The 24,774-nt window shown below is 61.7% G+C and carries 18 protein-coding genes; 4 read left to right on the top strand and 14 right to left on the bottom strand.

What is annotated here, in order from left to right:
* Positions 1-113 precede the first annotated feature (113 nt).
* Positions 114-941: a cytochrome c3 family protein gene (locus IPK17_RS14895; RefSeq protein ID WP_343418484.1), complete on the top strand. Its 828-nt coding sequence runs from the start codon at positions 114-116 to the stop codon at positions 939-941.
* Between the two features lie 199 nt (positions 942-1,140).
* Here IPK17_RS14895 and IPK17_RS14890 read toward each other — a convergent pair whose 3' ends face one another.
* The 3 genes from IPK17_RS14890 to IPK17_RS14880 are packed head-to-tail and all read right to left on the bottom strand — an operon-like array spanning position 1,141 to position 4,656.
* Entirely contained in the window at positions 1,141-3,081 is a 1,941-nt protein-coding gene (locus IPK17_RS14890) for a hypothetical protein (RefSeq protein ID WP_343418483.1), read from the bottom strand.
* Complete coding sequence (locus IPK17_RS14885; protein WP_343418482.1) at positions 3,065-3,820, bottom strand: protein phosphatase 2C domain-containing protein; 756 nt, start codon at positions 3,818-3,820, stop codon at positions 3,065-3,067. The genes IPK17_RS14890 and IPK17_RS14885 overlap by 17 nt, the downstream gene beginning before the upstream one ends.
* 2 nt (positions 3,821-3,822) lie before the next feature.
* Positions 3,823-4,656: a vWA domain-containing protein gene (locus IPK17_RS14880; protein WP_343418481.1), complete on the bottom strand. Its 834-nt coding sequence runs from the start codon at positions 4,654-4,656 to the stop codon at positions 3,823-3,825.
* 172 nt (positions 4,657-4,828) lie between these two features.
* Between IPK17_RS14880 and IPK17_RS14875 the strand changes: the two genes are divergently transcribed.
* Complete coding sequence (locus tag IPK17_RS14875) at positions 4,829-5,578, top strand: DUF2726 domain-containing protein (protein WP_343418480.1); 750 nt, start codon at positions 4,829-4,831, stop codon at positions 5,576-5,578.
* Positions 5,579-5,669: 91 nt separating this feature from the next.
* On the top strand, positions 5,670-7,058 hold the full coding sequence (locus tag IPK17_RS14870) for a toll/interleukin-1 receptor domain-containing protein (RefSeq protein WP_343418479.1): 1,389 nt from the start codon (positions 5,670-5,672) through the stop codon (positions 7,056-7,058).
* Positions 7,059-7,237: 179 nt separating this feature from the next.
* Here IPK17_RS14870 and IPK17_RS14865 read toward each other — a convergent pair whose 3' ends face one another.
* The 8 genes from IPK17_RS14865 to IPK17_RS14830 form a co-directional block, all read right to left on the bottom strand.
* The gene (locus IPK17_RS14865) at positions 7,238-8,323 is read right to left on the bottom strand and encodes an S-methyl thiohydantoin desulfurase family protein (RefSeq protein ID WP_343418478.1); all 1,086 of its coding nucleotides are present in this window, start codon (positions 8,321-8,323) and stop codon (positions 7,238-7,240) included.
* Between the two features lie 6 nt (positions 8,324-8,329).
* Positions 8,330-9,871: a hydantoinase/oxoprolinase N-terminal domain-containing protein gene (locus tag IPK17_RS14860; RefSeq protein WP_343418477.1), complete on the bottom strand. Its 1,542-nt coding sequence runs from the start codon at positions 9,869-9,871 to the stop codon at positions 8,330-8,332.
* 363 nt (positions 9,872-10,234) lie between these two features.
* Positions 10,235-11,332 carry an S-methyl thiohydantoin desulfurase family protein gene (locus tag IPK17_RS14855; protein ID WP_343418476.1) on the bottom strand — a complete coding sequence of 366 codons (1,098 nt, stop codon included), beginning with the start codon at positions 11,330-11,332 and terminating at the stop codon, positions 10,235-10,237.
* On the bottom strand, positions 11,332-12,315 hold the full coding sequence (locus IPK17_RS14850) for an ABC transporter ATP-binding protein (RefSeq protein ID WP_343418475.1): 984 nt from the start codon (positions 12,313-12,315) through the stop codon (positions 11,332-11,334). The genes IPK17_RS14855 and IPK17_RS14850 overlap by 1 nt, the downstream gene beginning before the upstream one ends.
* The gene (locus IPK17_RS14845; protein ID WP_343418474.1) at positions 12,312-13,340 is read right to left on the bottom strand and encodes an ABC transporter ATP-binding protein; all 1,029 of its coding nucleotides are present in this window, start codon (positions 13,338-13,340) and stop codon (positions 12,312-12,314) included. The genes IPK17_RS14850 and IPK17_RS14845 overlap by 4 nt, the downstream gene beginning before the upstream one ends.
* 6 nt (positions 13,341-13,346) lie before the next feature.
* A complete protein-coding gene (locus tag IPK17_RS14840; RefSeq protein WP_343418473.1) occupies positions 13,347-14,246 on the bottom strand; it encodes an ABC transporter permease in 900 nt (299 codons plus the stop codon).
* Positions 14,239-15,252, bottom strand: a complete 1,014-nt coding sequence (locus IPK17_RS14835; protein ID WP_343418472.1) for an ABC transporter permease — start codon at positions 15,250-15,252, stop codon at positions 14,239-14,241. The genes IPK17_RS14840 and IPK17_RS14835 overlap by 8 nt, the downstream gene beginning before the upstream one ends.
* A gap of 244 nt (positions 15,253-15,496) precedes the next feature.
* The gene (locus IPK17_RS14830) at positions 15,497-17,020 is read right to left on the bottom strand and encodes an ABC transporter substrate-binding protein (protein WP_343418471.1); all 1,524 of its coding nucleotides are present in this window, start codon (positions 17,018-17,020) and stop codon (positions 15,497-15,499) included.
* Positions 17,021-17,311: 291 nt separating this feature from the next.
* On the opposite strand from IPK17_RS14830, the gene IPK17_RS14825 reads away from it, so the two are divergent.
* Positions 17,312-18,250 (top strand): sensor histidine kinase, encoded by a 939-nt coding sequence (locus IPK17_RS14825; RefSeq protein ID WP_343418470.1) that lies wholly within the window; start codon positions 17,312-17,314, stop codon positions 18,248-18,250.
* On the opposite strand, the gene IPK17_RS14820 is transcribed toward IPK17_RS14825, so the two are convergent.
* From IPK17_RS14820 to IPK17_RS14810, 3 genes are read right to left on the bottom strand one after another with little or no spacing between them, the layout of a single operon-like run.
* A complete protein-coding gene (locus IPK17_RS14820; RefSeq protein ID WP_343418469.1) occupies positions 18,199-18,588 on the bottom strand; it encodes a response regulator in 390 nt (129 codons plus the stop codon). The two genes, IPK17_RS14825 and IPK17_RS14820, sit on opposite strands and share 52 nt — an antisense overlap.
* A 57-nt stretch (positions 18,589-18,645) precedes the next feature.
* Complete coding sequence (locus IPK17_RS14815; RefSeq protein ID WP_343418468.1) at positions 18,646-19,011, bottom strand: response regulator; 366 nt, start codon at positions 19,009-19,011, stop codon at positions 18,646-18,648.
* A gap of 55 nt (positions 19,012-19,066) precedes the next feature.
* Positions 19,067-24,622 carry a PAS domain S-box protein gene (locus tag IPK17_RS14810; RefSeq protein ID WP_343418467.1) on the bottom strand — a complete coding sequence of 1,852 codons (5,556 nt, stop codon included), beginning with the start codon at positions 24,620-24,622 and terminating at the stop codon, positions 19,067-19,069.
* Positions 24,623-24,774: the final 152 nt, after the last annotated feature.

Here is a 24,774-nt window from a genome sequence, read left to right as displayed (position 1 = left end):
CACGGCAGATTTGGCGTAGACGAGTCGTCTATAAATTAAGCGTGCTCGACTGCCCGTCGCCTTTGAACACAGATCACTGCACGCTCCACGCACCAATCACAGGACGCACCAGAATGATCGCCAACACCCAGTCCCTTTTGATCCTCGGCATTTGCTTATTGGTGGGCGGCTTGGCGCTGTTAAGCAGCAGCGCGTTCCCGGCGCTCGCCCAAGACGCAACGCCCACACCTTTACCCCCCTATGCCTCAATCCTCGCGACGCTTGCCGCCCGTGAGGCGTCCCCGGATAGCACCGCGGAACCCGCCGCGACCGCGGCCTACGCCACCGCCGCCGATTCCTACTGCTTGCTGTGCCACCGCCAATCGAATCAAGTGTGGGTGTTGGCCAGCGGCGAAACGCTCGATGTTACGCTGGATGTGAACGTGATCATCAATTCGGTGCACGGCGAGGCGAACACGATGGCCGCGCTCGCTTGCGCGGACTGCCACCCGAACTGGCGTTATCCGCATCGCTCGTTCACCGTGCGCAATCTGCGTGAGTTCCGTGAGGAACGCTACGCCGTGTGTCAGGATTGCCATGAGGTGCAGTACGAGCGCATGCTCACCAGCGCGCATGGCGAACTACTCGCGGATGGGCACGTCGAAACCGTGACATGCGCCGACTGCCACGGTGGGCATGATGTTCAGTCGCCGAATGAGCCGCGCGCCCGCGTCACGCAGATTTGCGGAAGCTGTCACACCGACATTTTTGCCGAGCAGACCCACGCCGTACACAGCCTGACGCCAACCGGGGAAGGGGATGATCTGGTCTGCACGGATTGTCACGGGGTGCACGATATCGGCGCGCCCAACACGCCCACTTACCGCAACCGCTCGCCGGGGCTGTGCGTGGACTGCCACGTCGACGGGTATATCGTCGGCAAGCCAGAGAGCAGTGACTAATTCAACGCTAGAGAAAACCTCGTTCGTGCATTCCCCTCACCCCAACCCCTCTCCCACGCAAGCGAGGAGAGGGGAGGCAAACAGTGCCGTTGCTGGCTCCCCTCCCTGAATTCGGAGGCGTGGGGCCGGGGGTAGGGTCAGATTGCGACCTTTTGCCGACGCTCATACGTCGTGTTTTTGCCGGATACTCAACGAGTAACTAGTTCAGCACGCGCTTGAGGAGATTGCGCAGCGTGATGTGCTCGTAACGTTTGAGATCCGCGCGGAGGGCGGTCAGCTTGCCTATGAGCGCGTTGATGTCGCCGTCGATGAACTGGAGTTCGCTGGTCAACTGCGCGATCTGACGCAGGTGGGCGCTCTCAGTCTGTACCGCCTCTAGCTGCGCCACCCGATCGGCGCGAACGCGGGTCATCGACGACCGTTGATCGGCATAGTAGCGCCGCACCTGATCGGCGCTTGCCCACGCGGGCGACTCACCGGAGGCAGAGAGCAGCGCGCGTTCCAGTGCTACGCGCCAGCGCACGAGCTGTTCCCAGTCGTGATCGGGAGCGGCTTTGCGGAAGCCGCTCAGCATGTACTTGGCTTGCGCTTCGTTGGCGGGGTGCACATCCGCCGCCGTCAGTACGCCGACCTGCGCCAGTAGTTCGACATGCGCGCGGGTGAATCCGGTGATCTGCTCGGCGTCGATAGGTTGGCGCGTGAGCTGGTCCTCCACCAGCCCCAAACGCCGCTCAAAGGCTTTGACCTCGGCTTCTTCCTGCGGGTAGGTCGATTGAATGGCGTTGGTCATTTGCTCGACAGCGAAGCTGAGCGCGGCGCACTCGTCGGCGTGCTGGCGGCGCGCCTCGTCGATGCTGTCCTGCGTGCGCTTAAAACGCGCTTTTGCCAGAATCAGTTGATCGTTGAGCGCCTTTTCACGCTGTTCCAGCGTCGATTTATCGCGCACCACGTCGAAATTGGGGTAGCTCTGCATGAGGCGCATGGCGGTGTAATCGCGAAACAGCATCGGGAAGTAACGCAGCACCGACCGTTCGAATTCGGCGCGAATCCGCTGGACTTCGGCGTCGACCTGCAGCGAGTCGAAGTCCACGACCGGGCGTTCGAGGTGATCCGACCACCATGCCGACGGTTTGGTCGGGGCGCTCAGCGGCGTGAGCGGCACGACGACATCGGGCGTGGGCGGCGGGGTGAGGGCGGTTTTAAGGCGTGAACTGACGCGCGTCGTCCACGGCGTCACGACGACGGGCTCGAGCGGCGGCACGTCGAGATACGACGTGGTATGCGCAAGCTGTCCCATGCGCTGCCCGATCTGGCGCACGCGCGGATCGACATGGTCGCGCAGGACGTGCAGCGCCGTAGAGTTTTCCGGTGATTGGTAGTCGGTATCGCGGAAGAGCAGGTTTTCTTCGCCTGCGCCCGTTTTGCGCCACAGCGACGGATCGCTGGCGAGGGCTTGCAGCGACAGCCCGATCACATGCGCGGAGAAGTTGTCGACGTTCTGGTAATTGCTGGCGGTCAGGCCGCGATTGGATGAGCGCGACGGGTGCTGGTAGTGGCGATGGCCGATTTCGCCGGAGGGCAGTTCAATCGCACCGGGGACGAGCATGCCGTCATAGTCGAGCAGCTTGATCGCTTCGCCCGCGCCGACGACGATGTTGCCATGCTGGAAGTCGCCGTGCACCATGTGCGCCCGCCGCAGCACCCCGCACAGATCAAACCACTGTTCCGCCAGCCGCGCCAGCGTCGCCGGTTCGTCGAGATGATCTTCGATGTAGGTGTCGAGGCGCGTCTCGGTCGCCCACTGCATTTTGAGGATGGGATACCACTTCCCGCGCACGCGGATGCCTTCTTCGAGGTAGACGAAGGGCACAATGCAGGCCAGCGGATTTTGCTGCAAATGCGCGGAGATCGCCGCGTAACGCTGCTGCTGGGTCGTCACTTCGCGCAAGAAGCAGCGCACCGCCCAGCGCTGACCGCCGCCCGTCACTTCGAAGACGGTGGCGAAGTTGCCGGAGATCGGGCGCGGGAGGCCGAGCTTGTTGGTGCTCACCTGCGTCTTGACGAGATCCGCGTCCTTAAAGGCCGCACGCGGATTTTGCAGCGCTTCGGCGTATTCGTTTGGGTTAGGCCAAGCCGCCACGGTCGGCTGCTCCGGCGCTCGGACAAATTCTGACCAGGGTCACATCGTCATTGCGGCACAGCTTTTCGGCGCGTACCGCTTCGATCAAGCGCGCGAACCCGGCCTGATCGAGTTCCGGGTCGGTGAGCCGCTTGCGAAAGGCCGGATGCGCGATGAAGAAATGGGCGAGCGCGTCGGTCATGAGCAGGAACAGGTCGCCATCCGCCCATGTGCCGCGCTTGAGCGTCGCCTTGACCGAGCCGAAGTCGTCGGCGTGCGTGGAGAGCAGCGCCGGGTGATTGTTGAACTGCTCGGCCTGAGCATAGGGGAAGCCGTACAGCCAGCGGCGCGGGCGGATGTAGAACAAGCAGCTATCGCCAATGCTGACGGCGCTCCAGCGGCCATTGGCGCGAATTTGCAGGCCAAGCAGCGACGAGTACGCGCCCGATTTCAGCTTCTCCTCGGCGTACCACGGCAGCGGCTTGGCACGTGTTTTCTCAGCAATCGCCGCGTGCCATTGATCGGCGAGCTGGCTGACGCTGGTCGCGTCGAGCCGCCGCAGCCCCTTGCCGACATAGGCGTCAACCAAAAGCTGCGCCCATAAGCCCGAAAACGACGTTTCAGTCGCGCCATCGGCGACCGCGCATAGAAATTCGGCAGGGGAATCCTCAGTGAGGCAGGGTGGGGAAAAGGCATCTTCATACTCCTCTTCCCGGCTGCCCTGCTTCGGTAACCAGAAGGCCGAATAGCGAATGTGCATGGCTAACGCAGATTGCTCGGGCGCGTGCCAATATCGAGGAAGCGGATGACCGAGACGATATCCGCGTTGAAGACGAACCCGCGCGAATTGTCGGCGACCGAGTAGCCTTCGGCGCGCGCCGCGTTGCGAATGTGCTCGGGTAGTTCGCTCGACATCTGGAACAACTGCTTGGCGTACTGATCCGGCAGTTCGAGATCGCTGTGCGGGAATTCGATGGGCAGGCCGCCGACCGATGACAGATGCACGTTGAACAACAGCACGCTGCCGTCCGAACTCTTCAGTTCGCGCAAGGCCGACGCTGCCGCGAGCGGGCTGCCATCCGATGACTCGCCGTCGGTGACATTGATGACGATGGGCGGGAACGAATCGGGATGTTCGCCGAGCCAGCTCCCGACGATGCGCTGCGCTTCTTTGAGCGCCTGCACCATCGGCGTGCCGCCGTTGGAAATCGGGCTGAACCAGATGGGGAAGCGCACCTTCTGGTCGATGATGCCGCCCGCGCCGTCATCCACCTTCTTGACGCGCTCCTCGATGCGCTGTGGGGCGTCGGCAATCGCGCTGATCGGGGCGAAATCTTTCTCCGCCAGCGACCCGCTGAGCAGCGAACCGACTTTCGCGCCGTAGCCCAATACGCCCACATGGTAGTAGTCGCGCACGCCTTCCGACTTCGCGCACTTGATCGTCAGGTTGTACAGGAGGTTGTTGATCGCATCCGCGACCTTCTGGTCTTTCTTGCCACCGCCGCCGCCGAACTTATCCGCCATCGAGCCGGATTGGTCGAGCAGGAAGAGGAACATGCTCGGGTTGCTGCGGCTGATCTCTGCTTGATACGCCATCGCTGTGCGCCCTTTTCTGAATTTCAGACAACGCAAATCAAAGGGTAGTGTGCTCACTCCCATTTTACAATACGTGGAATTTGGGGGTTTGTTGCAGGTTACGCTTCATCAGTGAAAATATTAGATACAATAACAAACAGTCGCCTTTAGTCTGCGACGAAAGGACTCATTCATGTCATCGGATAAAAAGTTTGGCATGCTGCGCGGCGTACTGCGCGCCATCGGGTTATCACCGGAATCCGCCGATCAAGTCGTTGATTTCATTGTCGATCTGCTGGCAGGCGAAGGAAAAGGCGAGAGCGCAGCCGCGTCGGCGTCTGAGTTTCCGTATCACCTGCGCGACCACTTCCTCTCTGCGGCTGAACTTAGCTTCCACGGGGTGCTGCGGGTGGCCATCGACGACCGTGCTGTCATCCTGAATAAGGTCAGGCTCAGCGATGTGTTCTATGTGAAGAGAGGCGATGATGCCAGCAAGTATCGCATCTATACCAACAAGATTGATCGCAAGCACGTCGATTTTTTGCTCTGCGACCCCAGAACGATGCAACCGCTCCTCGGCATCGAATTGGATGACAAGAGCCATCAGCGCGAGGATCGGCAGACGCGCGATGCCTTTGTTGACGGCGTATTCGCGGCGGCGGATCTGCCCCTGATCCACGTCCCGGCGAAACGCGCTTATGTGCCCGCCGATGTTGAAGCGCTGTTCGCACCGTATGTGGCCGCCGCGAATGAACTCGCAGCGCGCCCCCCGTTCAAAGTTCCGGCGGTTGTCAAACTGTCTGTGACCGGCGAACCGTGCTGCCCGAAGTGCGGCAGCGCGATGATTCTGCGTACGTCGAAGAGCGGCGGGACGGCCGGCACCCAGTTCTGGGGCTGTTCGAACTTTCCCAAGTGCCGCGGGATGGTGCCCTATCAGGCATAACCCCTGATCTCGCAGCGTGAGCTAGAATTGCGTTGGTCGGCAGAGACCCTCTGCCGATCCCCCTTAATATCCCCTCATGCAAGGAACAAAAATGTCCACCGTTTTTATTAGCTATAGTTCGAAAGACTTCGAAAGGGCGATTGACCTAAAACAGCGACTTGAAGCTGTCGGTTTCACCGTGTGGCTGGATACCAACAAACTCGAAGCTGGCTCTCTGTGGGAGACCGAAATTCGCAACGCGATTCACACCTGCAATGCGATGGTCGTCATCATGACGCTCCAGTCTTCCGAGTCGCACTGGGTCCTGCGGGAGATCAGCTATGCCACCGAATTTGGCAAGCCGATCATTCCACTCTATGTCGAAGGTGATATCTGGCCATTCTTCAAGAACACGCACTGCGCAAAATCAATCGACGCTGTGATTGACAGCTTGCTGCATGTGCCCCAGTTGTACGTCAGCCACAGGCCAGAAGACGCGGAATTTGCTAACCGCCTGGCCGATGAACTGCAGAGTGTCGGGGCAAAGCTGTGGGTAGGGAGCGCAGATGAGCTTAAAAAGAACCTGGGCGATCTCAACGTGATTATGCTGCTGATCCTCTCGCCCGAGGCGATGCAGTCAGAGGAAATCCGTGAACTCCGATACGCGTTTAATGATCCTGCGGCGGCCAAAGTGATTGTTCCGCTGCTCGTTCGACACTGTAATGTCTCGCCGATGCTGCGCGGCAAACCCTACATCGACTTTCTGAATCAGAACTTCGACAATGCCTTCGCGCAGTTGTACTGGCGCTTGGCGCAGTTGGGTATCCCGCTGCAACCGCACTTTTCCATCCCGATTCCACCACAGCCGCCCTTGCTGCTCGACGGTATTCGCATGTTTCGGACGGCTGCCGAGACGGTGTGGATCAGTGGACTCATCCTCGACACGTTTGCGCCGCATCATGAGCGCATGGCCGATAACCTCCAGAAAAACCCGAATGTGAACGTGCGAATTCTCATCCTCAAAATGGATACCCGACTGTTGAATGAGGCGGGGGCGTGGGTGGGTATCAACACGACGCTGACACCTGCTTTGTACAGTACTGCATACCCGGGATTCGAGGCGTGGGCTGCGCTTCAGGATCCGCCGCTGACGGATGCCGGACGCTGGGTTGCGCTGCGTTTGTACAAGAATCAACAAGACCTGAAGTGTCTGAAAGAGGCGGTATCGGGGCGTGTTGAGATCCGGACCACGAATCATCGACCGGGGATGGGGTATTTCATCGTCGATCCTAACGTCGACGGCGGCGAGGGAATTGTCATCGCTTCCCCCTACTTCTACCAGATTGATCGGGTCAAAGCGGAAAGTCAGGTGAAGTACAACACACTGCCCGTGTTTCTGTCGAAAACCTCTGCGGTTGCCAGCGAGCTGTGGTGGTTCAACCAGTATGTGCAGGAATTCGAGCGGCTGTGGGACGATTCGGAGAAGTGGGATCCCATTTAAGGTCTGTCCGGTACGACCCCACCCCCAACCCCTCCCCGAATTCAGGGAGGGGAGCCAACATCGCTTGTTAAACCGAATTTATTCTCGTAGGGACGCGATTTATCGTGTCCGCTTGCGCGTGGTAAAACTTCAAGGATGCATTTTTGAACACCCTAAGCCGCGCCCCGCCGATACTGTGATTACTTGGTCCCGTAGACGGATTCGACGGGGATATACTCCGTGTCGTAGCCGAAGTAGCGCGGCCCGACGAGTTCCAGACCCTTGGGCGTACGCCACTTGTCCGCACACGGAATCGCCACGACGGCGACGCGGAAGCCGTAGCGCATGCTCTCCGTGGTGATCGGTTCGCCTGTGTCCACGTCCAGCACCGTGATCAGATCGGGCACGGTGACCTTGAATTCCCCGTCAATCTTGACAATCAGGTGTTCGTTCTGGAAATTGAGTTCCAGCACCTGCCCGGCGTATTCGTCGATGCCCGTGATGCGCGCATCGCCTTTGGCGAAGCCCGCTTCGGTGCGCCGCGCCACATCGCCGATCTTGCCTTTGAAGATCAGGAAGCCGCCGACGGCTTCGCGCACCGTATTGACCGGATCGGCCTCTTCGACACGCGCGCGGCGGATCGTCTCGCCGATGCGTTCCGCCTTGCTCATCGTCCCGGCGATGGCCGCTTCTTTAAGCTGCTTGGCGGTCGCGGCGTAGCAGGCGATCATCGCCATTGCGCCCATGTTGACGGCGATGCCGCGCGCGAACGTTTCCATCCAGCGGTTGGTGATGGCGTTGAGCAGCACGACGTTGCCGCGCTCGTCGGCCATGGAGAAGGGCGAGGCCGACATGCCCGCGATGGTGTGCGTCACCATCTGGATTTCGGGGAAGGCGCGCCCCATGCCGTCGCAGTCGACCAGCGGCACGCGGAGCCGCGCCGCCACATAGATCGGCACGACCGAGTTCAAGCCGCCCGCTTCGATGCTCATGGTCGCGCGGATCGGCTTGCCGAGGAATTTGCCAATCGCCTGAAACGCGTTGACGATGTCGTCGCCGTTGGGCATCTTTTCGACCATGACGGTCGGCGCCCCCATCATGGCGGTCGGCACGATCAGATCGTCGTCTTCTAGCTCGTCGAGCGTGTACATGGGGACGGGGCCGTATTTCTTGACCGCTTCGCGCGCCATCAACATGCCGATATACGGATCACCGCCGCCGCCCGTGCCCAAAACTGCCGCGCCGAGGGCGATGTTCTCTACTACTTTTTCATCAATCATGCGCATGATCGTTTAGCTCCCCGCCAGATCGCCCACGGCTTTGACCATGATGCGCGTCGCGTTGCCGGGCAGGTACGCGAGCGGCACTTCTTCGACTTCCACGATTTCGATGCTGTTGGCATCCGCGCCCGCTGCAATCGCACGGTCGGAGGCTTCTTTCTTGGCCGCGGCCAGCGCCTGTTCGCGCGTCATATCCGCCAGCGAGAAAATGCGATCCGTCTCGCCGCCGATCTGCGCGATGGCCGCGCCGATGGCGTTGGCGACCGCGAAGTGCTGCGGCTTGACGATTTCCGACGCGCCCGCAATCGGCCGCTGGATGAGGATGCTGCCGCCGCCCACGATGATCACGGGGACCGCTGCCGCGCTCGTCTTCATGCGGTCGACGGCGATGTTGACCATCTCTTCGATGCGATCTTCGACCGCCGTGATGGTCGCCTGGTCGATGTGCGCGACGCGGGAGGCGTCGCCGACCTCGGCCTGACCCGCCGCGACGATCACATCGGTGGTGGTGAGTGTGTCACCGCCGAAGACCAGCGCTTTGGTGGTGATTTCATAGCCGACGCTCTGCGGGCCGACCTTGAGCGGATCGGTCACGACGAGCGAACCGCCGCCCAAGCCGATGGAGAGCGTGTCGGGCATGCGGAAGTTGGTGCGCACGCCGCCGATGCTCACGGCCAGCGCCGCGACGCGCGGGAAGCCATGCTGGAGCACACCGACATCGGTCGTCGTGCCGCCCACGTCGATCACGATGGCGTCCTTCAAGCCGCTGAGGAAGGCCGCGCCGCGCATACTGTTGGTCGGACCCGAAGCGAAGGTCAGCACCGGGTGTTCGGTCGCAAAGTCCGCATTCATGAGCGTGCCGTCGTTCTGGCTGATGAAGAACGGCGCGGTGATGTTGAGTTCGGCCAGCGCCTGCTTGAAGCCGCCGACCGTCTTGATCGCCAGTTCGCGCAGGCAGGCGTTCATGATCGCCGCATTCTCGCGTTCGAGCAGGCCAATGCGTCCGATGGTGCTCGACAGGGTGATGCTCGCGTCGGGGATGACCTGCGCGACGATCTCCGCCGCCTTCTGCTCAAAATCGGCGTTGACGGGGGAGAAAACTGACGAAATGGCGATGGCCTTGATACCCTTCGCCGCGATCTGTTCGGCGATGCCGCGAATTTCGTCGGCGTCAAACGCAGAAATGTCGCGCCCGTCGAATTCATGGCCGCCGTGCGCCAGATAGTAATGCCCGCCGACGACTTCGCGCAGTTCGTCCGGCCAATCGACCATTGGCGGCAGGCAGACGGTCGCCGGGAGGGCGAGGCGGATGCAGGCGGTCGTCTGCAAGCGGCGGCGTTCGACCACCGCGTTGGTGAAATGCGTCGTGCCGATCATGACCGCGTCGAGGTCGCCCACGTTGACGCCGGATTCGGCAACCAGATACTTGAGCGCTTTGACAATGCCGTCGCTCACATTGGCGGTGGTCGGTGTTTTGATGGAACTGATGACCGTCCGCCCGTCCATAATGACGGCATCGGTGTTCGTTCCGCCTACGTCAATCCCAATACGCACAATCGCTTCCTTTCGTGTTGTGAATGAAAATCAATTTCAAGCTGCTCGCGCCAGCGATTTTCAACTTTCGACCCCACCCCCTACCCCCTCCCCCAATTCGGGGAGGGGAGCCAACAGCGGTCGCCACGTCTCCCCCTCTCCCCGCTTGCGTGGGAGAGGGGTTGGGGGTGAGGGTTTTTAAACACCCTTTTGTCCCACCGGGTGAGGTGGACGAGGCATGCCTCGTCCCTACAATATTCGTCTCCTATCGATGCGGGGAGACGGGTGTGTCTGTCTCCCCTCCCTGAATTCGGGGAGGGGCCGGGGGGTCGACTTTGCTCACCTTATCCCCTCGCCCACGGGCGAGGGGATTTAGGGGTGAGGTTACACCCGTTCGCCGATTTTCGTGCCGGACATGGGTGTGAACGGCACGTCATAGCCGAACGCGCCCGGCCCCACCACCTTGAGCGCGGATTCACTGGTCAGCGCGCGCGCCGCCGGAATGGCGATCACCGCGACCCGCAGCCCATAGCGCAGCAGTTCGGTGGAGACGGCTTCGCCCGTATCGTCGGTGACAATGGTGATCAGGTTAGGCACGGTCGTCACGATCTGCCCGTTCAGGTTGGCGATCAGGAACTCGTTCTGGAATTCGATGTACAGCTTGTCCTGATTCACGCCGAAGCCTTCCACCGTGAGCGAACCGCGCGCGAAGCCCTGGGTGGTGCGGCGGTTCACGTCGGTGATTTTGCCGCGCATGAGGATGCGCCCATTGAGCGTCTCGGCGATGCTCTCCGGCACATCCGCGCCGCGATCCTGCGCCAGCATGACGCTGTGGCCGATTGAATGCGCCAGCGAGAGCGTGTAGTTCACGCCGAGGCGCTTGTACTCTGCGCCCGTGACCACCTGCCCGGCGAGACCCGCCGTCGCGCCCATGAGGGTCGCCAGCGTGCGGGCGATGTCTTCTGCCCACTTAAAGCTGATCGTCTTGGAGATCACGACTTCGTTGCCGCCCGCATCGACCAGCGCTAGCGGTGTGACTTCCGTCTGGTTGTCGAAGAGGAAGGTGGACATCTGCACTTCGGGGAAGGCGCGCCCCATCGAGTCGCCGTCGACGACGGGCAGACCCGCTTGCAGCGCGGCGACCATCGGCGCCATCGAATTCGAGCCGCCGATCTCCGCGATGCCGATGGCGGTCATCGGCTTGCCCGTGTGCCGTTCCAGCAGGCGCACCGCGCGCAGAATTTCTGAGCCTTCTTCCATCTTTTCGATGCTGGCGGTCGGCGCGCCGATGTGCCCGACGAGCGGGATTTGTCCGTCATCCGGCAGCGCGTGCGGGTCGATGACTTTGACCGCGCCGTACTCCTTGATCGCCTCGCGCAGAATCAGCGAGCCGAGGTAGGGGCTCCCGCCGCCGCCTGTGCCGAGAATGCCCGCGCCGAGCGCGATCGGTTGAATGTCGTCCAGGGTAACTTGCTGCAGCATTAGACTTGTGCTCCGGTATGCAAATGGCAGGCGACGCGGTGACCATTCCCGGTCTCCACGAGCGGCGGTTCGACCGTCTCGCAGATATCGAGCTTGGCCGCCTGACAGCGCGGCGCGAACGGGCAGCCCCGCGTAGGCCGCCGCCGCGACAGGTCGCCGCTCAAAGTGATAATGTCGCGCTTCTCGTCGGGGTCCGGTTCGGGGATTGCCGAGATCAACGCTTGCGTATACGGGTGTTTCGGTTCGTCAAAGATACTGTCCACGTCGGCGATTTCGGCCAGCTTGCCGAGGTAGAGCAGCGCGACCTGATCGCACAGGTAGCGCACCACGCCGAGATCGTGCGAGATGAACAGGAACGTCAGTTTGAATTCCTGCTGCAAGTCGCTGAGCAGATTCAGCACCTGCGCCTGCACCGACACGTCGAGCGCGGAAGTCGGCTCGTCGAGCACGAGCAGCTTCGGGCGCACGGCCAGCGCGCGGGCGATGCCGATGCGCTGCTGCTGCCCGCCGCTGAATTCGTGCGGGAAACGGTGATAATGCTCTGGCTTGAGGCCGACCACGTCCAGCAGTTTCAGCACGCGGTCACGCGCCGCCCAGCCGTTGAGCCGTTCGTGCAGCCACAGCGCCTCGCCGATGATCTGCCCGACGGTCATGCGCCCGTTGAGCGATGCCCCCGGCGCTTGATAGATCATCTGCATGTCGGTGCGGCGTTCGCGCAGTTCGCGCCCGGAGAGCTTCATCAGGTCGATGCCGTCGAACAGGATTTCGCCGCTCGTCGGTTCGAGCAAGCGGATGACGCATTTGCCGATAGTCGTCTTGCCTGACCCCGATTCGCCCACTAAGCCGAGCGTTTTGCCGCGCGGCACGTCGAAGCTCACGCCGTCGATGACGTTGGCCGTCGCTATCGGGCGGTTGAGCAGCCCACCGCGCACGGGGAAGCCTTTTTTCAGGTGGCGCACTTGCAGCAGCGGTGTGTCAGTCATGCGCCCTCCGGATACAGATAGCATTCGGTGCGGTGATCCTGCCCCACAACCACGTTGGTTGGGACGGCGGCGCGACAGCGATCCATCACGTGCGGGCAGCGCGGGTGAAAGCGGCAGCCCATCGGCGGGGTGTTGAGGTTGGGAATCGACCCGGCGATGCCTTGGAGTTCGCCGCGCTGCGTGTGACGCGTCGGCACGGCTTGCAGCAGGCCACGCGTGTACGGATGCTTCGGGTTCTTGAACAGTTCGCGCACGGGTGCTTGTTCGATCACGCGCCCGGCATACATCACCGCGACGCGCGTGCAGGTGTTCGCCACCACGCCGAGGTTATGCGTGATCAGCAGCACGGACAGGCCGAGCCGCTTGACCAGATCGTTGATCAGGTTGAGGATTTGCGCCTGAATGGTCACGTCGAGCGCGGTCGTCGGCTCGTCGGCGATCAGCAGGTCGGGTTCGCCCGCCAACGCCATCGCGATCAGCACGCGCTGACGCATGCCGCCGCTGAACTGATGCGGGTAGTCGCTGATGCGCTTGTCGCCGTCAGAGATGCCCACCAAGCCGAGCAGTTCAAGGGCGCGGCGGGCGGCGTCGAGGCGGGTTTGGCGCGCGGATGGCAGAAAACCCTTCCAGCGACCGGGCACCTGCTGCGCTTCCATACGCTGATACAGCACCGCGTCGATCAACTGTTCGCGGATGGTGAACAGCGGGTTGAGATTGGTCGTCGGGTCCTGAAAGATCATGCCGAGGTGTTTGGCACGCAGGCGCTGCATGTCGGCGGGCGACTTTTGCAGCACGTCTTCGCCCTTGAACAGCACGCGCCCGCTGGTGATCTTCCCCGGCGGCGTGGGGATGAGGCGCGGCACGGCCAGCGCGGTCAGCGACTTGCCGCAGCCCGTCTCGCCGACGAGGCCGAGCACGTCGCCGCGCTCCATGCGCAGATCGACGCCCGCCAGCACCTTCGACACGCCGTCAAACGTTTTGAATTCCACGTGTAAATCTTGAATATCGAGCAGGGTTTCAGGCATAAGACCTCACCGCCGTGAACGCGGATCGAGCACGTCGCGCAGCCCGTCGCCGAGCAAGTTCCAACTGAAGACGAGCAGGAAGATCGCCATGCCGGGGAAGGTCGCCACCCACCACTGCTGCGGGAAATAGTCGCGCCCTTCGTTGATCATCGCGCCCCATTCCGGCGTGGGCGGCTGCGCGCCGAGGCCGATGAAGCTGAGCGCGGCGGCGGTCAGCACCGCGAAGCCGAAATCCGTGCTCATCTTGACGATGATGGGCGAGAGCGCGTTGGGCAGGATGTGCCGGAACAGCACGCGCAGGTCGCTCGCGCCGAGGCCGCGCGCCGCTTCCACGAAGGGTTCTTCCTTGAGCGAGAGCACGAGGCTGCGCGTGAGGCGGGCGAACCCCGGCCACCACACCAGCGAGATGCCGATCATCACGTTGATGATGCCCTTGCCGAGCGCCGCCGTCACCGCAATGGCGAGGATCAGCGCGGGCACGGTGAGAAAGATGTCGGTGATGCGCATGAGGATTTCGTCGACCCAGCCGCCGAAGTACGCGGCCACGCCGCCGATGGTCACGCCGATGGCGGTCGCCAGTACGATGATGACGATGCCGACCTGCAGCGCCAAGCCGGTACCGAGCAGCAAACGGCTGTAGATGTCACGCCCGACGTTATCCGTCCCAAACGGGAATTCCGCGCTGGGCGCTTCTAAGCGGGCGGTGACGCGGGTTTTGCCTTCCGCATCTTCGGGGTGCGGCACGATGACCGGCGCGGCGAAGGCGATCACCACGATGAAAACCAGCATCACCAAGCCGACCATCGAGAGGGTGTTGGTGCGGAAACGGTAGACCGCGCGGCGGAAGTTCTCCATGCGCGGCGATTGACCCCGTTCCGGTTGAACAAGCACAGGAGTCTCAGCCATAACGAATCCGGGGGTCTAGGACGCCGACGATGAAATCCGCGAGGATGTTGATCAGGCTGAACACGATGCCGTACACGATGGTGATGCCCATGATCGGCTGGAAGTCCAGCCGCAGCGACGATTCGACCGCGTACAAGCCCATGCCCGGCCAGTCGAAGATCGTTTCGACCAGCACCGCGCCCGCCATCAGCCAGCCGAATTCGAGCGAGATGATCGTCACGGTGGCGATCAACGCGCTGCGCAGCACGTACTTGGTCACGATGATACGGTAGGGGATACCGATGGCGCGTTCCATGCGCACCGAGTCTTTGTCGAGCGCTTCCAGCATGCTCGCGCGGGTGATGCGCGTGATGCTGGCGAGCGACCCGAATGAGAGCACGAGCGCGGGCAGAACGAGGTGTTGGATCGACAGTCCGAAGGTGGCGAAGTCGAGGCGCAGCAGGCTGTCGAGGGTATACATGCCCGTGATGGCTTCCGGCGGGGTCGCCAGCGCGTTGAGGCGGCGGCCAATCGGGAACCAGTTCAGGTCGAGGCCAAAGATCAACTGGAAAATCATTGCCAGCCAGAAGGCCGGGAAGCTGACGAAGAACAGCGCCAGCACCCGCGTGATGTGATCCGGCAGTTTGCCGCGGTAGATCGCGGAGATCATCCCGGCGGGCACGCCGAGCAGCGTGGCGATGATGATCGCGGCGATGGTCAGTTCGAGCGTGGCGGGGAAGTAGACGGCGATATCCGCGCTGACATCGTGCCGCGAATACAGCGACTGCCCCCAGTCACCGCGCAGCAGGTCGAGCACGTAGTTGACGTACTGCAGGGGCAGGGGCTGATCCAGCCCGAATTCGCGCCGCAGCGCGTCTTTGATCTCCGTCGTCGCCTGCGGGCCAGCCGCCAACCCGACGGGGTCACCGGGCAGCACGCGCGCGATGAAGAACGTGAGCAGACTAAGCCCGATCAACAGCGGAATGATGAGAATCAGCCGCCTCAAAAAGTAGTAGCGGAACAGCATGTCTTTTCCTATGAGGCAGGAGAGACACCGCAGCGAGAATTGATCCCCGCTGCGGTAAGGGTTACCCAACGTGAATTACGGACAATGCTTCTCTGACCCCACCCCCAGCCCCACGCCTCCGAATTCAGGGAGGGGAGCCAGCCAAAGACCTTTTTTCTCCCCTCTCCCCGCTTGCGTGGGAGAGGGGAGAGGGGTGAGGGGTGAGGGGTGAGGGTTATCCCTAACTGACGTTACCTACTGGGTGTTACGCGGCCGGGCAGTTATCCATCGTGAGATCCCGGAAGAGCACCGACAGACTTTCCAGCGGGCGGAACACGTAGCCGCCAATGCAGTCGTTGAAGCCGAGCACGGCGTTCTGCGAGTACGTCCAGATGGCAGGCTGGTCAGCGGCGATCAGGCGCTGCGCTTCGGCGTACATTTCCAGACGCGCGGCCTGATCACCGGTGACGCGGGCGGTGTCGAGCAGGCTGTCGACCTGTTCATTGCTGTAGAAGCTGCACGAGTTGTAGCTGCCCCACTGCGTGCTGTGATACTGGTTGAACAGGTGCGCGTCCATGTCGAGGTAAGCGGGCTGCGTGTAGATGTTGATGATATCCGGGCCAGTTTCCGGCGCGGAGCAGCTCGCGACCATGTCCGGCCACAGCATCGGCGTCATGTTGAGGGTGATGTTGAGTTCGGCGAGGCCTTCGAGCAGCACGAGACCGGTCACTTCTTCGAAGGTCAGGCCGCTGACGTAGACGTAGTCGAGCGCGAAGCCGCCTTCCGGCCACGGGGACGCCGCCAGATATTCGCGCGCCTTGTCGAGGTCGAAGGTGGGCACTTCCAGGTCGGCGACCGCGCCTTCCATGCCGAGCGGCGTGGGGCCGGGCATGAGTTCGACCGGGATGTCGAGCACCTGCGGCAGCGCTTCGTAGTTCATGGCGTAGGCGATGGCCATGCGCACGTTGAGGTCGCTGGTGTATTCGCCCTGCGTATTCAGCTTGAGGCTGTTGACGAACAGACCGGCGTTGCTTTCGACACGGAAACCTTCGGTCGCGTTGATGCGTTCGGCGTCCACGAGGTCGATGGTGTCGGCGATGTGCGTTTCACCCGCGAGCAGCGAATTGACCTGCGAGGCGCTGTCACGGCGGATGATCCACAGGACGCGGTCGGGGTGATTTTCGCTCGGCCAGCCGCCCCAGTAATCTTCGACGGCGACGAATTCATACAGGTTGCCGATTTCCCAGCGCCCCACGGTGAACGGGCCGGAACCCGCCGAATTTTCCTTGAGGAAGGTCTGACCGAAGTCATCGCCGCGGTTGGCTTCGACGATGGCCGGGTTGACGATGTAGACCTGCGTCAGCGTGCCGACGAACGGCGCGAACGGCTGGAGCAGCGTGAACTGCACGGTGAATTCGTCGAGCGCCTGCGCCGAGCTGGTATCGGCGATGCCCGCCCAGCGGTAGGTCGGCGGCCCCTGAAGTTCGAGCAGGCGGTTGAAGCTGTACACGACGGCATCGGCATTGACCGGGCTGCCATCATGGAAGGTGGCGTTCTGCTTGAGGTTGAACGTCCACACAGTCGCGTCGTCATTGACTTCCCAGGTATCAACGAGCAGTGGCTCAATCGTTTCGCCACGCAGGATGAAGAGCGGATCGTACAGGGTGACGAGCGCGGCGTTGATCGAGTAGTTTTCGCCGATCGCGGGGTCGATGTTGTCGATGTCCTGATTGCCACCATACAGGAGGACGTTTTCAGCGTCCTGAGCGAGGACTGTGAACGATCCCAAGAAGCAGATCAAGAGGACTAGAATAAAAAAACGTGACCGTGAGAATGTCATGGTAAGGCTGTCCTTTGCGGGCACTCTGCACTAACTATTGCTGACAAGAGCATGTACGCACGGATTATTTCATCAAAGCAACGTTATGTCAATAAATCGTTGCACAGACCGGACGTAGGCGATTTTGTGCATAATCGCTGTGGTGGGCGTGATATCCTTAGGACTATGGGAATCCACACACTGTAATTTTTAGTGCTATAATGCAAAATGTAGTGTTGACACAGGTCAGGACATATTCACATGCCAGATGATATTTCTGACGAGCTTCGCCAATTGCTCGCCTTCTTGCGTGAGATGAATGACGAAGCGCAGACTCAGGCTCGCAATGAACTCTTGCCGCCGATTCTGAGAAGCCATTCGTTTGGCATGTCAGATGCGTTTGAAATTGCGCTTAAAAGTGTCAACAGCGTGTTGGAACGGCTGGAAGCTCAGCCCACCCCCGAACCGGAACCCGTCATCAAAACGGATGTGCTCGGCAAAGTGGCGCATGAACTGCGTTCACCCCTCACGTCGATCCTCGGTTTTTCGAGCACACTGCTGGCTGATGACATGCAGTTTGAGCCGAGCGCGCAGCGGCAGTTCATCGAAATTATCGATGTTGAAGCGCAGCGCATGAGCGGCTACCTCGATCATTTGATGGATTGGTCGCGGCTGCAGGATGGCAGCTTAAGCTTTTTATTTGAAGATGCATCACTGGCGGCGATCACCGCCGGGTTGGAACCGCGCCTGCGGGTGCTCGCTCATGACCACGCGCTGCAAATGGAAGTCGCGCCCGATTTACCTCCGGTCAAGGTGGATCGGCGGCGCGTGGAGCAGGTGCTGCTCAATCTGGTGGGCAGTGTCGCGGTGTACACGCCGAACGGTACGCCGATTTTGATCTCCGCGCAGGCGGAAACGGATTATTTGCGGGTGAATGTCGCGGATCACGGTGCTGGCCTGCCGCCCGAAGTGCGCGCGCGGGCGTTTCTGCCCTATCAGGTCCTCCTGAGCAATGGGCAGAGCAAACGCAAAAGCCTCGGGCTGGAACTGCCCATCTCCAAAGCGTTTGTCGAACGGCATGGCGGTGTGCTGTGGATTGAAGATAACCCGCAGGGCGGGACGACGCTGGCGTTCACCCTGCCGGTCGCTCAGCGGGCGCTGCCTGACCGCGAGGTCGAAGAACTGAGTCCGAGCGCCTGAATCGCTTCACGGAAGTCGGACTGGCGGAAGGGTTTGGCCAGCTTGGGCAGGGCGGCGATGAGCGGATCGTTGTCCGCCGCGAGATCGGCAACGTGCGCGCTCACCAGCAGCACTTTGATGTGCGGGAACCGCTCGTGCAGGAACTGCAGCAGCTTGGTCCCTTGCAGCCCCGGTAGAAACACATCCAGCGTGACCAGCCCGATTTCGGCGTCCTGTTCCAGCACCGACATGGCTTCCACCAGATTGTCGGTGTGGACACAATCGAAGCGCAGCGCCGCGAGCAGTTCGGAAATTAAGCGAACCGTGTGGATATCATCTTCAATCACCAATGCGCGCATCGGTAGTCCCCCGTGAGGAAATCGTCTTACGGTAACGTTGTCGGTCACGCCTACGGGTTAATGGGCTGCAAGCGCTGCCTGAACGGCTGAAAGCAGGGTCGTCAAACTCGCGGGTTTGACCACCCGCTGAACGACATTGGGATACGCACTTTCGTCTTTACTCGGAAGCGCCGCCGTCATCAACAGGACGGGGGTGGCCCGCATCCGGTCGTCTTCGGTCATCGCCTGCAAAACGTCCCAACCAGAAATATCCGGCAGAAACATATCCAGGATGAGGAGATCAGGCCGAGCACTGCGGATCAACTCCAGCCCTTCCGTCCCGGTTCCCGCCTCGAAGACCGAATAGCCGCGAGCGCGCAAATTCGCCGTCACAAACAGGCGAATGTTCACCTCATCCTCGATCACTACAACGGAGTATACCATGGTTCACCCCTGAACGATTCAGCTGCTAGAGTTTTCATAAGGTAGCTTTAACTTCTCAGCCCCGGTCGACACCGGGGCTGACGATGGGCAGGCGGAACGAGATGGTCGTCCCCGCGACTGGATCCTGAATCCAGATGCGCCCGCCGTGCGCTTCGATAATGCTCTTGCAGATCGCCAAGCCAAGCCCGGCGCCCGGGCGATAGCTGGCACCCTTGCGCTCGATTTGCCGGAACGCCTCAAACACCTTTTCGCGTTCCTCCGGCGGAATGCCGACCCCTTCGTCGTGCACGTCCACCTGCACGGCGTTGGCCTGCGGCACCACGGTGATGGTGATGGGCGTGGCGGGCGGCGAGAACTTGACCGCGTTGCCCACCAGATTGACCAGCACCTGCCCGATGCGCTGAGCATCGGCGCGCAGCGGCGGCACGCCGTCGGGGATGTCGATGTGCAGATAATGATCCGCGGTCAGCGTGTGAAACTGGATGAGCACGCCGTCGAAGATGGCGTTGATACTGATCGGCGTTGGTTCGATGCGCAGCGTGCCCGATTGCAACCGCGAGAGATCCAGCAGTTGATCGACCAGACTGGTGAGGCGGTCGGTTTCGGTGTCGATCACGTTGAGGAACTGGTGCTGCTGTTCCGGGCTAAAGGTGATGTCGGTCGCCAGCAGCGTCCCGGCGAAGCCTTTGATTGAGGCGAGCGGCGTGCGCAGCTCGTGCGAGACCATGCCGAGGAAACGCATTTTGACCGCGTCGGCTTCTTCAGCCACCTGCCGCGCGCGCGCTTCGATCTCGTAGAGCCGCGCGCGTTCAATCGCCTGGCTGCATTGGTAGGCGAGCGCCATGAGGAAGTCGCGGTCTTCCTGCGGGAAGTCGCGGCGTTCGGGAAACGTGAACCCCATCGTGCCGATGGGACGCTTGTCGACGATGAGGGGCATCATCGCCCATGCGCCGGGGTAGAGCTCGGCGAACTGCGCGAGGATGGGAAAGGCGGCGACCACGTCCGCCCCGGACGCGAACCACAGCGGCTCGCCGCGGCGAACCACCTGCGTCGCCATCAGTGCGGGATCGGCGGGGAAGCGCGCCCACTGGCGTTGTTCAGCCGTGGTGAGCTTAGGGATTCCGTTATAGATGACCAGAAAGTTATCGTCGTCATCCAGCAGATTGAGGCCGCCCGTGCTCGCGCCCATAAGATGCACGGTTTCATCGACGACGGCGCGCGCCACTTCGTCAATGGTGAGCGCCTGCGAAAGTTTCGCGGTCACGGCTTGCAGGCGGCTCAGGCGTTCGGCGCGCAGGGCGGCTTCCTGCCGCGCTGTCTGTTCCGCCTGGAACAACTGCGCCCGCTGGAGCGCCTGCGCGCACAGGTGCGCAATCGCCGTCAGCAAATCCTGTTCCTGCCGGGTGAGCGTTTTGGGATAGTGAAACAAAATGCTGATGACGCCGAGCACCTGCTCGTCCAGCTTGAGCGGCACGCTCCACGCCCCATGCACATCGTAGTGCACAATCGATTCCTGCAGATGCGGGTAACGTTCGAGGTAGGCCGACTGTGAGCCGATCCAAATCATGTGGTCTTCGCGCGCTGTATCGGTCGCCAAGGTGCGTTCGGAGATTTCCAGATGCAGGAACCGGGCTTGGTCTTCGGCGGAGAGCCCGCGCATCGATAGGCTTTCCAGCCAGCCCGCTTCGGCGTTCAGCAGGAAAATCGACGCATACGACTCGCCCACGACCTTGGGGATGGCCGCGATGATGCTGGCGGCCATGTCCTCGCGCGTGAGCTGAGCGGATAGTTCGGCGGCGATCTGCTGCAAAATCTCGGTGCGGTCTTCGGCGAGCTTGCGCTCGGTCGCGTCCCGCGCGATTTTGGTGAACCCTTTGAGCGTGCCGGCATCATCGCGAATGGTGCGAATCGTGCCGCTCGAATAAAAGCGACTGCCGTCCTTGCGCAGATGCCAGCGTTCGCTTTCGGCATAGCCCGTATCGATGGCGCGCTGGAGTTCATCCCCAGGGATGCCCGCCGCGCGATCTTCGGGCGTGAACAGGATCGACCGATCCACGCTCAGGATGTCCGCTTCCTGATAGCCGAAGACGCGCTCCGCCCCGGCGTTCCACGTCATTACACGCCCTTCGGCGTCCAGCGCGAAAATGGCGTAATCCTTCGCGCTGTCGATCATGGTGCGCAGGCGTTCTTCGGCGTCGCGCAGGGCGTTGCGGGTGTTCTGTTGCTCAGTCACATCGGCGAAGTAGATCGAGAGGCCATCCTTCGCCGGGTAGACGCGCACATCAAACCAGGCGTTGAGGGGTGGGATGCTGGCGGTGAACTGCCGGGCGACACCTTCGGTCATGACGTGGCGGTAGGTTTCACCGAACACGCTGTCATACGAGCCGGGGAACACATCCCACACTGATCTGCCGATCAGATCGTCTGGCGCTTTGCCGGACATTCTTTGCGTGAGCTCAATCCCCTGCGAGTTGAGGAAGGTGTACCGGTAGTCCCGATCCAGCGCGGTGAAGGCGTCGGAAATGCTCTCGAAAATGTCGATGATGCGCTGCTGTTCGGCGTCAAGTTTCGTCTGCGCGATCTGCGCGGCGGCTTCGGCGCGTTTGCGCTGACTGATGTCTTCGACGATGCCGAGCAGATAACTCGGCTGGTCGGACGACATCTGCACCAGCGAGCTCGTCAGTCGCACCCAGATCACGCTGCCGTCTTTATGCCAGTAGCGTTTTTCCAGCGTGTAGTAGGGGATTTTGCCCCGGATCAACTGGTTGGCGAGGTCGATATCGGTGGTGTAGTCGTCGGGATGGGTGAGGTCTTTGATCGTCAGGCCGACGATCTCCTCCTGCGTGTAGCCGAGAATGGCACAGTAACCGGGGTTCGCTTCGAGGATGCGAATGTCGTCGAGGCTCACGAGGACGATGCCAACCGCCGCCTGATCAAACATGGCGCGCAGGCGGTGTTCGCTGTTGAGCAGCGCCTGTTCAATGCGTTTGCGCCCGTCGATATCGCGGAAGTATACGGCCAGCCCGGTCACGCTGGGATAGAGATTAATTTCGACCCAGCGCCCGAGGAAGGCCGAATACGTCTCGAAGGCGATGGCGTGTCGTTCTTCAACCGCGCGGCGCATTTCACTATAAGCGGATGTCTGCGTGATTTGAGGGAAGGCCACCCAAATCTGCTGACCAATCAGGTCATCACGCGTTTTGCTCCACATTTCGAGCGCGCGCAGATTGACGTAGGTGAAGCGCCAGTCGTGATCCACCGCGTAGAAGGGGTCGGCGATGCTGTCGATCATGTTTTCGACGGTCGTGCGTGTTTCGAGGCGCAGTCGCGCTAACTGCAGCTGCGCGTCTACGCGTGCCAGCAGTTCCCGCGCGGAAAACGGCTTGACCATGTAATCATCCGCGCCTGCCCGCAAGCCTTCGACGCGGGACTCTTCGCCCGCCCGCGCCGAGAGCAGAATGATCGGCAGCGTGCGCAGTCGCAAATCCGTTCGCCCCGTCTGCAGCAGAGCGAAGCCGTCGAGGCGCGGCATCATTACCTCCGCTAACACCCGGTCTCGCCGGGAAGAGCAGCTCCGCTCCAGACCGATGACGCCATCGGGCGCGGTGACGACGGTGAAACGCGGTTCCAGCAGGCGCTTGAGATAGTCGCGCATGTCGGCGTTGTCGTCGATGACCAGCACCGTCGCTCCGCCGGAGGTGCCGGGTGTGGCTGGCGTGGTCGGCGTGGCGCTGTCCATCCCGAGGGTGCGCACGTTGTCGAGTTCGGTTTCAGCCAACCAGCGCAGCGCTTCCTGCGTATACGAGGCTGAACCGGTCGGCAGCGTGGAGAGGATGCGCGCCGATCCGACCTGTTCCGGCGGCAGATGCGCCGTGCCGTAGGGCAGCAGGACGGTGAAGAGCGTCCCCTCGTTTGGCGTACTGTTCACGTCGATGCTGCCGCCCTGAAAGCGCACCAGCTCCGCGACGAGCGCGAGGCCGATGCCAGAACCTTCATGGGTGCGGGCGCGCGATCCGCGAATGCGGTAGAAACGGTCGAAGATATACGGTTGATCCGCTTCGGCAATGCCGATCCCCGTGTCCTGTACGCGCAGGATCGCCGCGTGACCACCATCCCGCAGCGCGACGGTGATGCCGCCCGCAAACGTGAACTTGAAAGCGTTCGAGAGCAGGTTGAGGATGATTTTTTCCCACATGTCGCGGTCCACATAGACCGGTTCGGGGAGCGGCGGGCAGTCGATGTGCAGGTACAGCCCCGCGCGTTCGATCACTGTGCGAAAACTGCTGGCGAGATCGGTGGTGTAGAGCGCGAGATCCGTCGGCTCGAAGGCGGCGTGAATGCGGTTCGCCTGAATGCGCGCAAAGTCGAGCAGGGTGTTGACCAGCTTGAGCAGGCGCAGGCTGTTGCGGTAGGCGACCGCTAAATTCTCGCGCTGCGCTTGCGGGAGCGCGTCGGCGTGCGCCGCGATCTCTTGCAGCGGGTTGAGCATGAGCGTGAGCGGTGTGCGCAGTTCGTGGCTCACGTTGCTGAAGAATTCGGTGCGCGCATGGTCAATTTCGGCGAGGGCTTCGGCGCGCCGCCGTTCCTCGTCATAGGCGCGCGCATTGGCGATGGCGGCTTCGATGTGATTGACGATCAGCGCGAAGAAGTGGCAGTAATCGTCGTCGAGCCGGAGGTACGGACTCACGCCGACGATGAGGAACCCGAGCACCCGTGTATGCCCGGAAGCGGCGATGGGCAGCACACACGCCTGAGTAGGTGCGTCCGCCCACGGGCCGGACGGGACGGTGTCGAACAGCGCGGGCAGGTTTTCGACCATGAGCGGCTGATCGGTCGCCGGGGTCTGCGCCAGCGGCCACGGTGGGCGACTGGCGGTGAGGTCGATGGCCGCCGGGGCAAAGGCGGACGGGACCGTGACGCCGCTGTGGCTGACGAGGCGTGCGTGGCTGCCGCTGTCATCCAGCAGGTACACCAGCGCGAACGGCACATCCAGTTGATTGGCCTGAAGCACGGCGGCGGCGATGCGGCAGGCTTCCGCGGCGGTCTTGCCTTCGGTGGCGCGTTCGCCGAGATCATGCAGCGTTTTGAGGCGGCGCTCGCCGATCACGCGCCCGGTCGTTTCGGTGACGGCGGTGAAAATACCGCCCACTTTTCCGGTTTCGTCGAGGATGGGGCTGTAGGAGAAGGTAAAATAGGTCTCTTCGGTGTAGCCGTGCCGATACATCACCAGCAGTTGATCGTGAGACCAGGTCGCTTGACCGTCCTGCAGCACGCTTTCCAGCATCGGACCGATGATATGCCAGATCTCCCCCCAGACGGCGCGCCCCGGCTGACCGAGCGCGTGCGGATGCTTCGTGCCGAGAATTGGCCGATAGGCATCATTGTAGATTTTGATCATCTCCGGCCCCCACCAGATGAGGATGGGGAAGCGCGAAAACATGCAGATGCTGACCGCCGTCTGCAAACTTTGCGGCCACTGGTCGATAGGGCCGAGCGGCGTCTGCGTCCAGTCAAAGTCGCGGACGAGGCGTCCCAGCGCGCCATCCTGTGAAAGCATCTGGTAGAAAGGTGAGTTGCCGTTCGAATCGCGGGGCGGGGTCGAATTGGTCATGCTACCTCAAACACGTTCATCAAGTGGCGGCTGATTATCAGCGTATGTCTATTGTACATGAAATTTCACTCTTTATTTTCGTGGACGGCCTGATCCGGCGGCTGAGTTGTGAAAATGGAAAATCCGTGCTAGTTTTCGGGGTATGGAGGTGG

This window comes from Candidatus Flexifilum breve (assembly GCF_016713355.1).
Note: the sequence above shows the minus strand (reverse complement) of the source record. Positions and strands in the feature narration are given on the sequence as shown.

Bases quoted from the DNA above. Each gene is read 5' to 3' on its own strand.
- IPK17_RS14820 (WP_343418469.1), bottom strand. From the start codon at position 18,588: ATGCGCGCATTGGTGATTGAAGATGATATCCACACGGTTCGCTTAATT.
- IPK17_RS14880 (WP_343418481.1), bottom strand. From the start codon at position 4,656: ATGGCGTATCAAGCAGAGATCAGCCGCAGCAACCCGAGCATGTTCCTC.
- IPK17_RS14815 (WP_343418468.1), bottom strand. From the start codon at position 19,011: ATGGTATACTCCGTTGTAGTGATCGAGGATGAGGTGAACATTCGCCTG.
- IPK17_RS14855 (WP_343418476.1), bottom strand. From the start codon at position 11,332: ATGCTGCAGCAAGTTACCCTGGACGACATTCAACCGATCGCGCTCGGC.
- IPK17_RS14840 (WP_343418473.1), bottom strand. From the start codon at position 14,246: ATGGCTGAGACTCCTGTGCTTGTTCAACCGGAACGGGGTCAATCGCCG.
- IPK17_RS14850 (WP_343418475.1), bottom strand. From the start codon at position 12,315: ATGACTGACACACCGCTGCTGCAAGTGCGCCACCTGAAAAAAGGCTTC.
- IPK17_RS14835 (WP_343418472.1), bottom strand. From the start codon at position 15,252: ATGCTGTTCCGCTACTACTTTTTGAGGCGGCTGATTCTCATCATTCCG.
- IPK17_RS14865 (WP_343418478.1), bottom strand. From the start codon at position 8,323: ATGCGCATGATTGATGAAAAAGTAGTAGAGAACATCGCCCTCGGCGCG.
- IPK17_RS14895 (WP_343418484.1), top strand. From the start codon at position 114: ATGATCGCCAACACCCAGTCCCTTTTGATCCTCGGCATTTGCTTATTG.
- IPK17_RS14845 (WP_343418474.1), bottom strand. From the start codon at position 13,340: ATGCCTGAAACCCTGCTCGATATTCAAGATTTACACGTGGAATTCAAA.
- IPK17_RS14870 (WP_343418479.1), top strand. From the start codon at position 5,670: ATGTCCACCGTTTTTATTAGCTATAGTTCGAAAGACTTCGAAAGGGCG.
- IPK17_RS14825 (WP_343418470.1), top strand. From the start codon at position 17,312: ATGCCAGATGATATTTCTGACGAGCTTCGCCAATTGCTCGCCTTCTTG.
- IPK17_RS14810 (WP_343418467.1), bottom strand. From the start codon at position 24,622: ATGACCAATTCGACCCCGCCCCGCGATTCGAACGGCAACTCACCTTTC.
- IPK17_RS14885 (WP_343418482.1), bottom strand. From the start codon at position 3,820: ATGCACATTCGCTATTCGGCCTTCTGGTTACCGAAGCAGGGCAGCCGG.
- IPK17_RS14875 (WP_343418480.1), top strand. From the start codon at position 4,829: ATGTCATCGGATAAAAAGTTTGGCATGCTGCGCGGCGTACTGCGCGCC.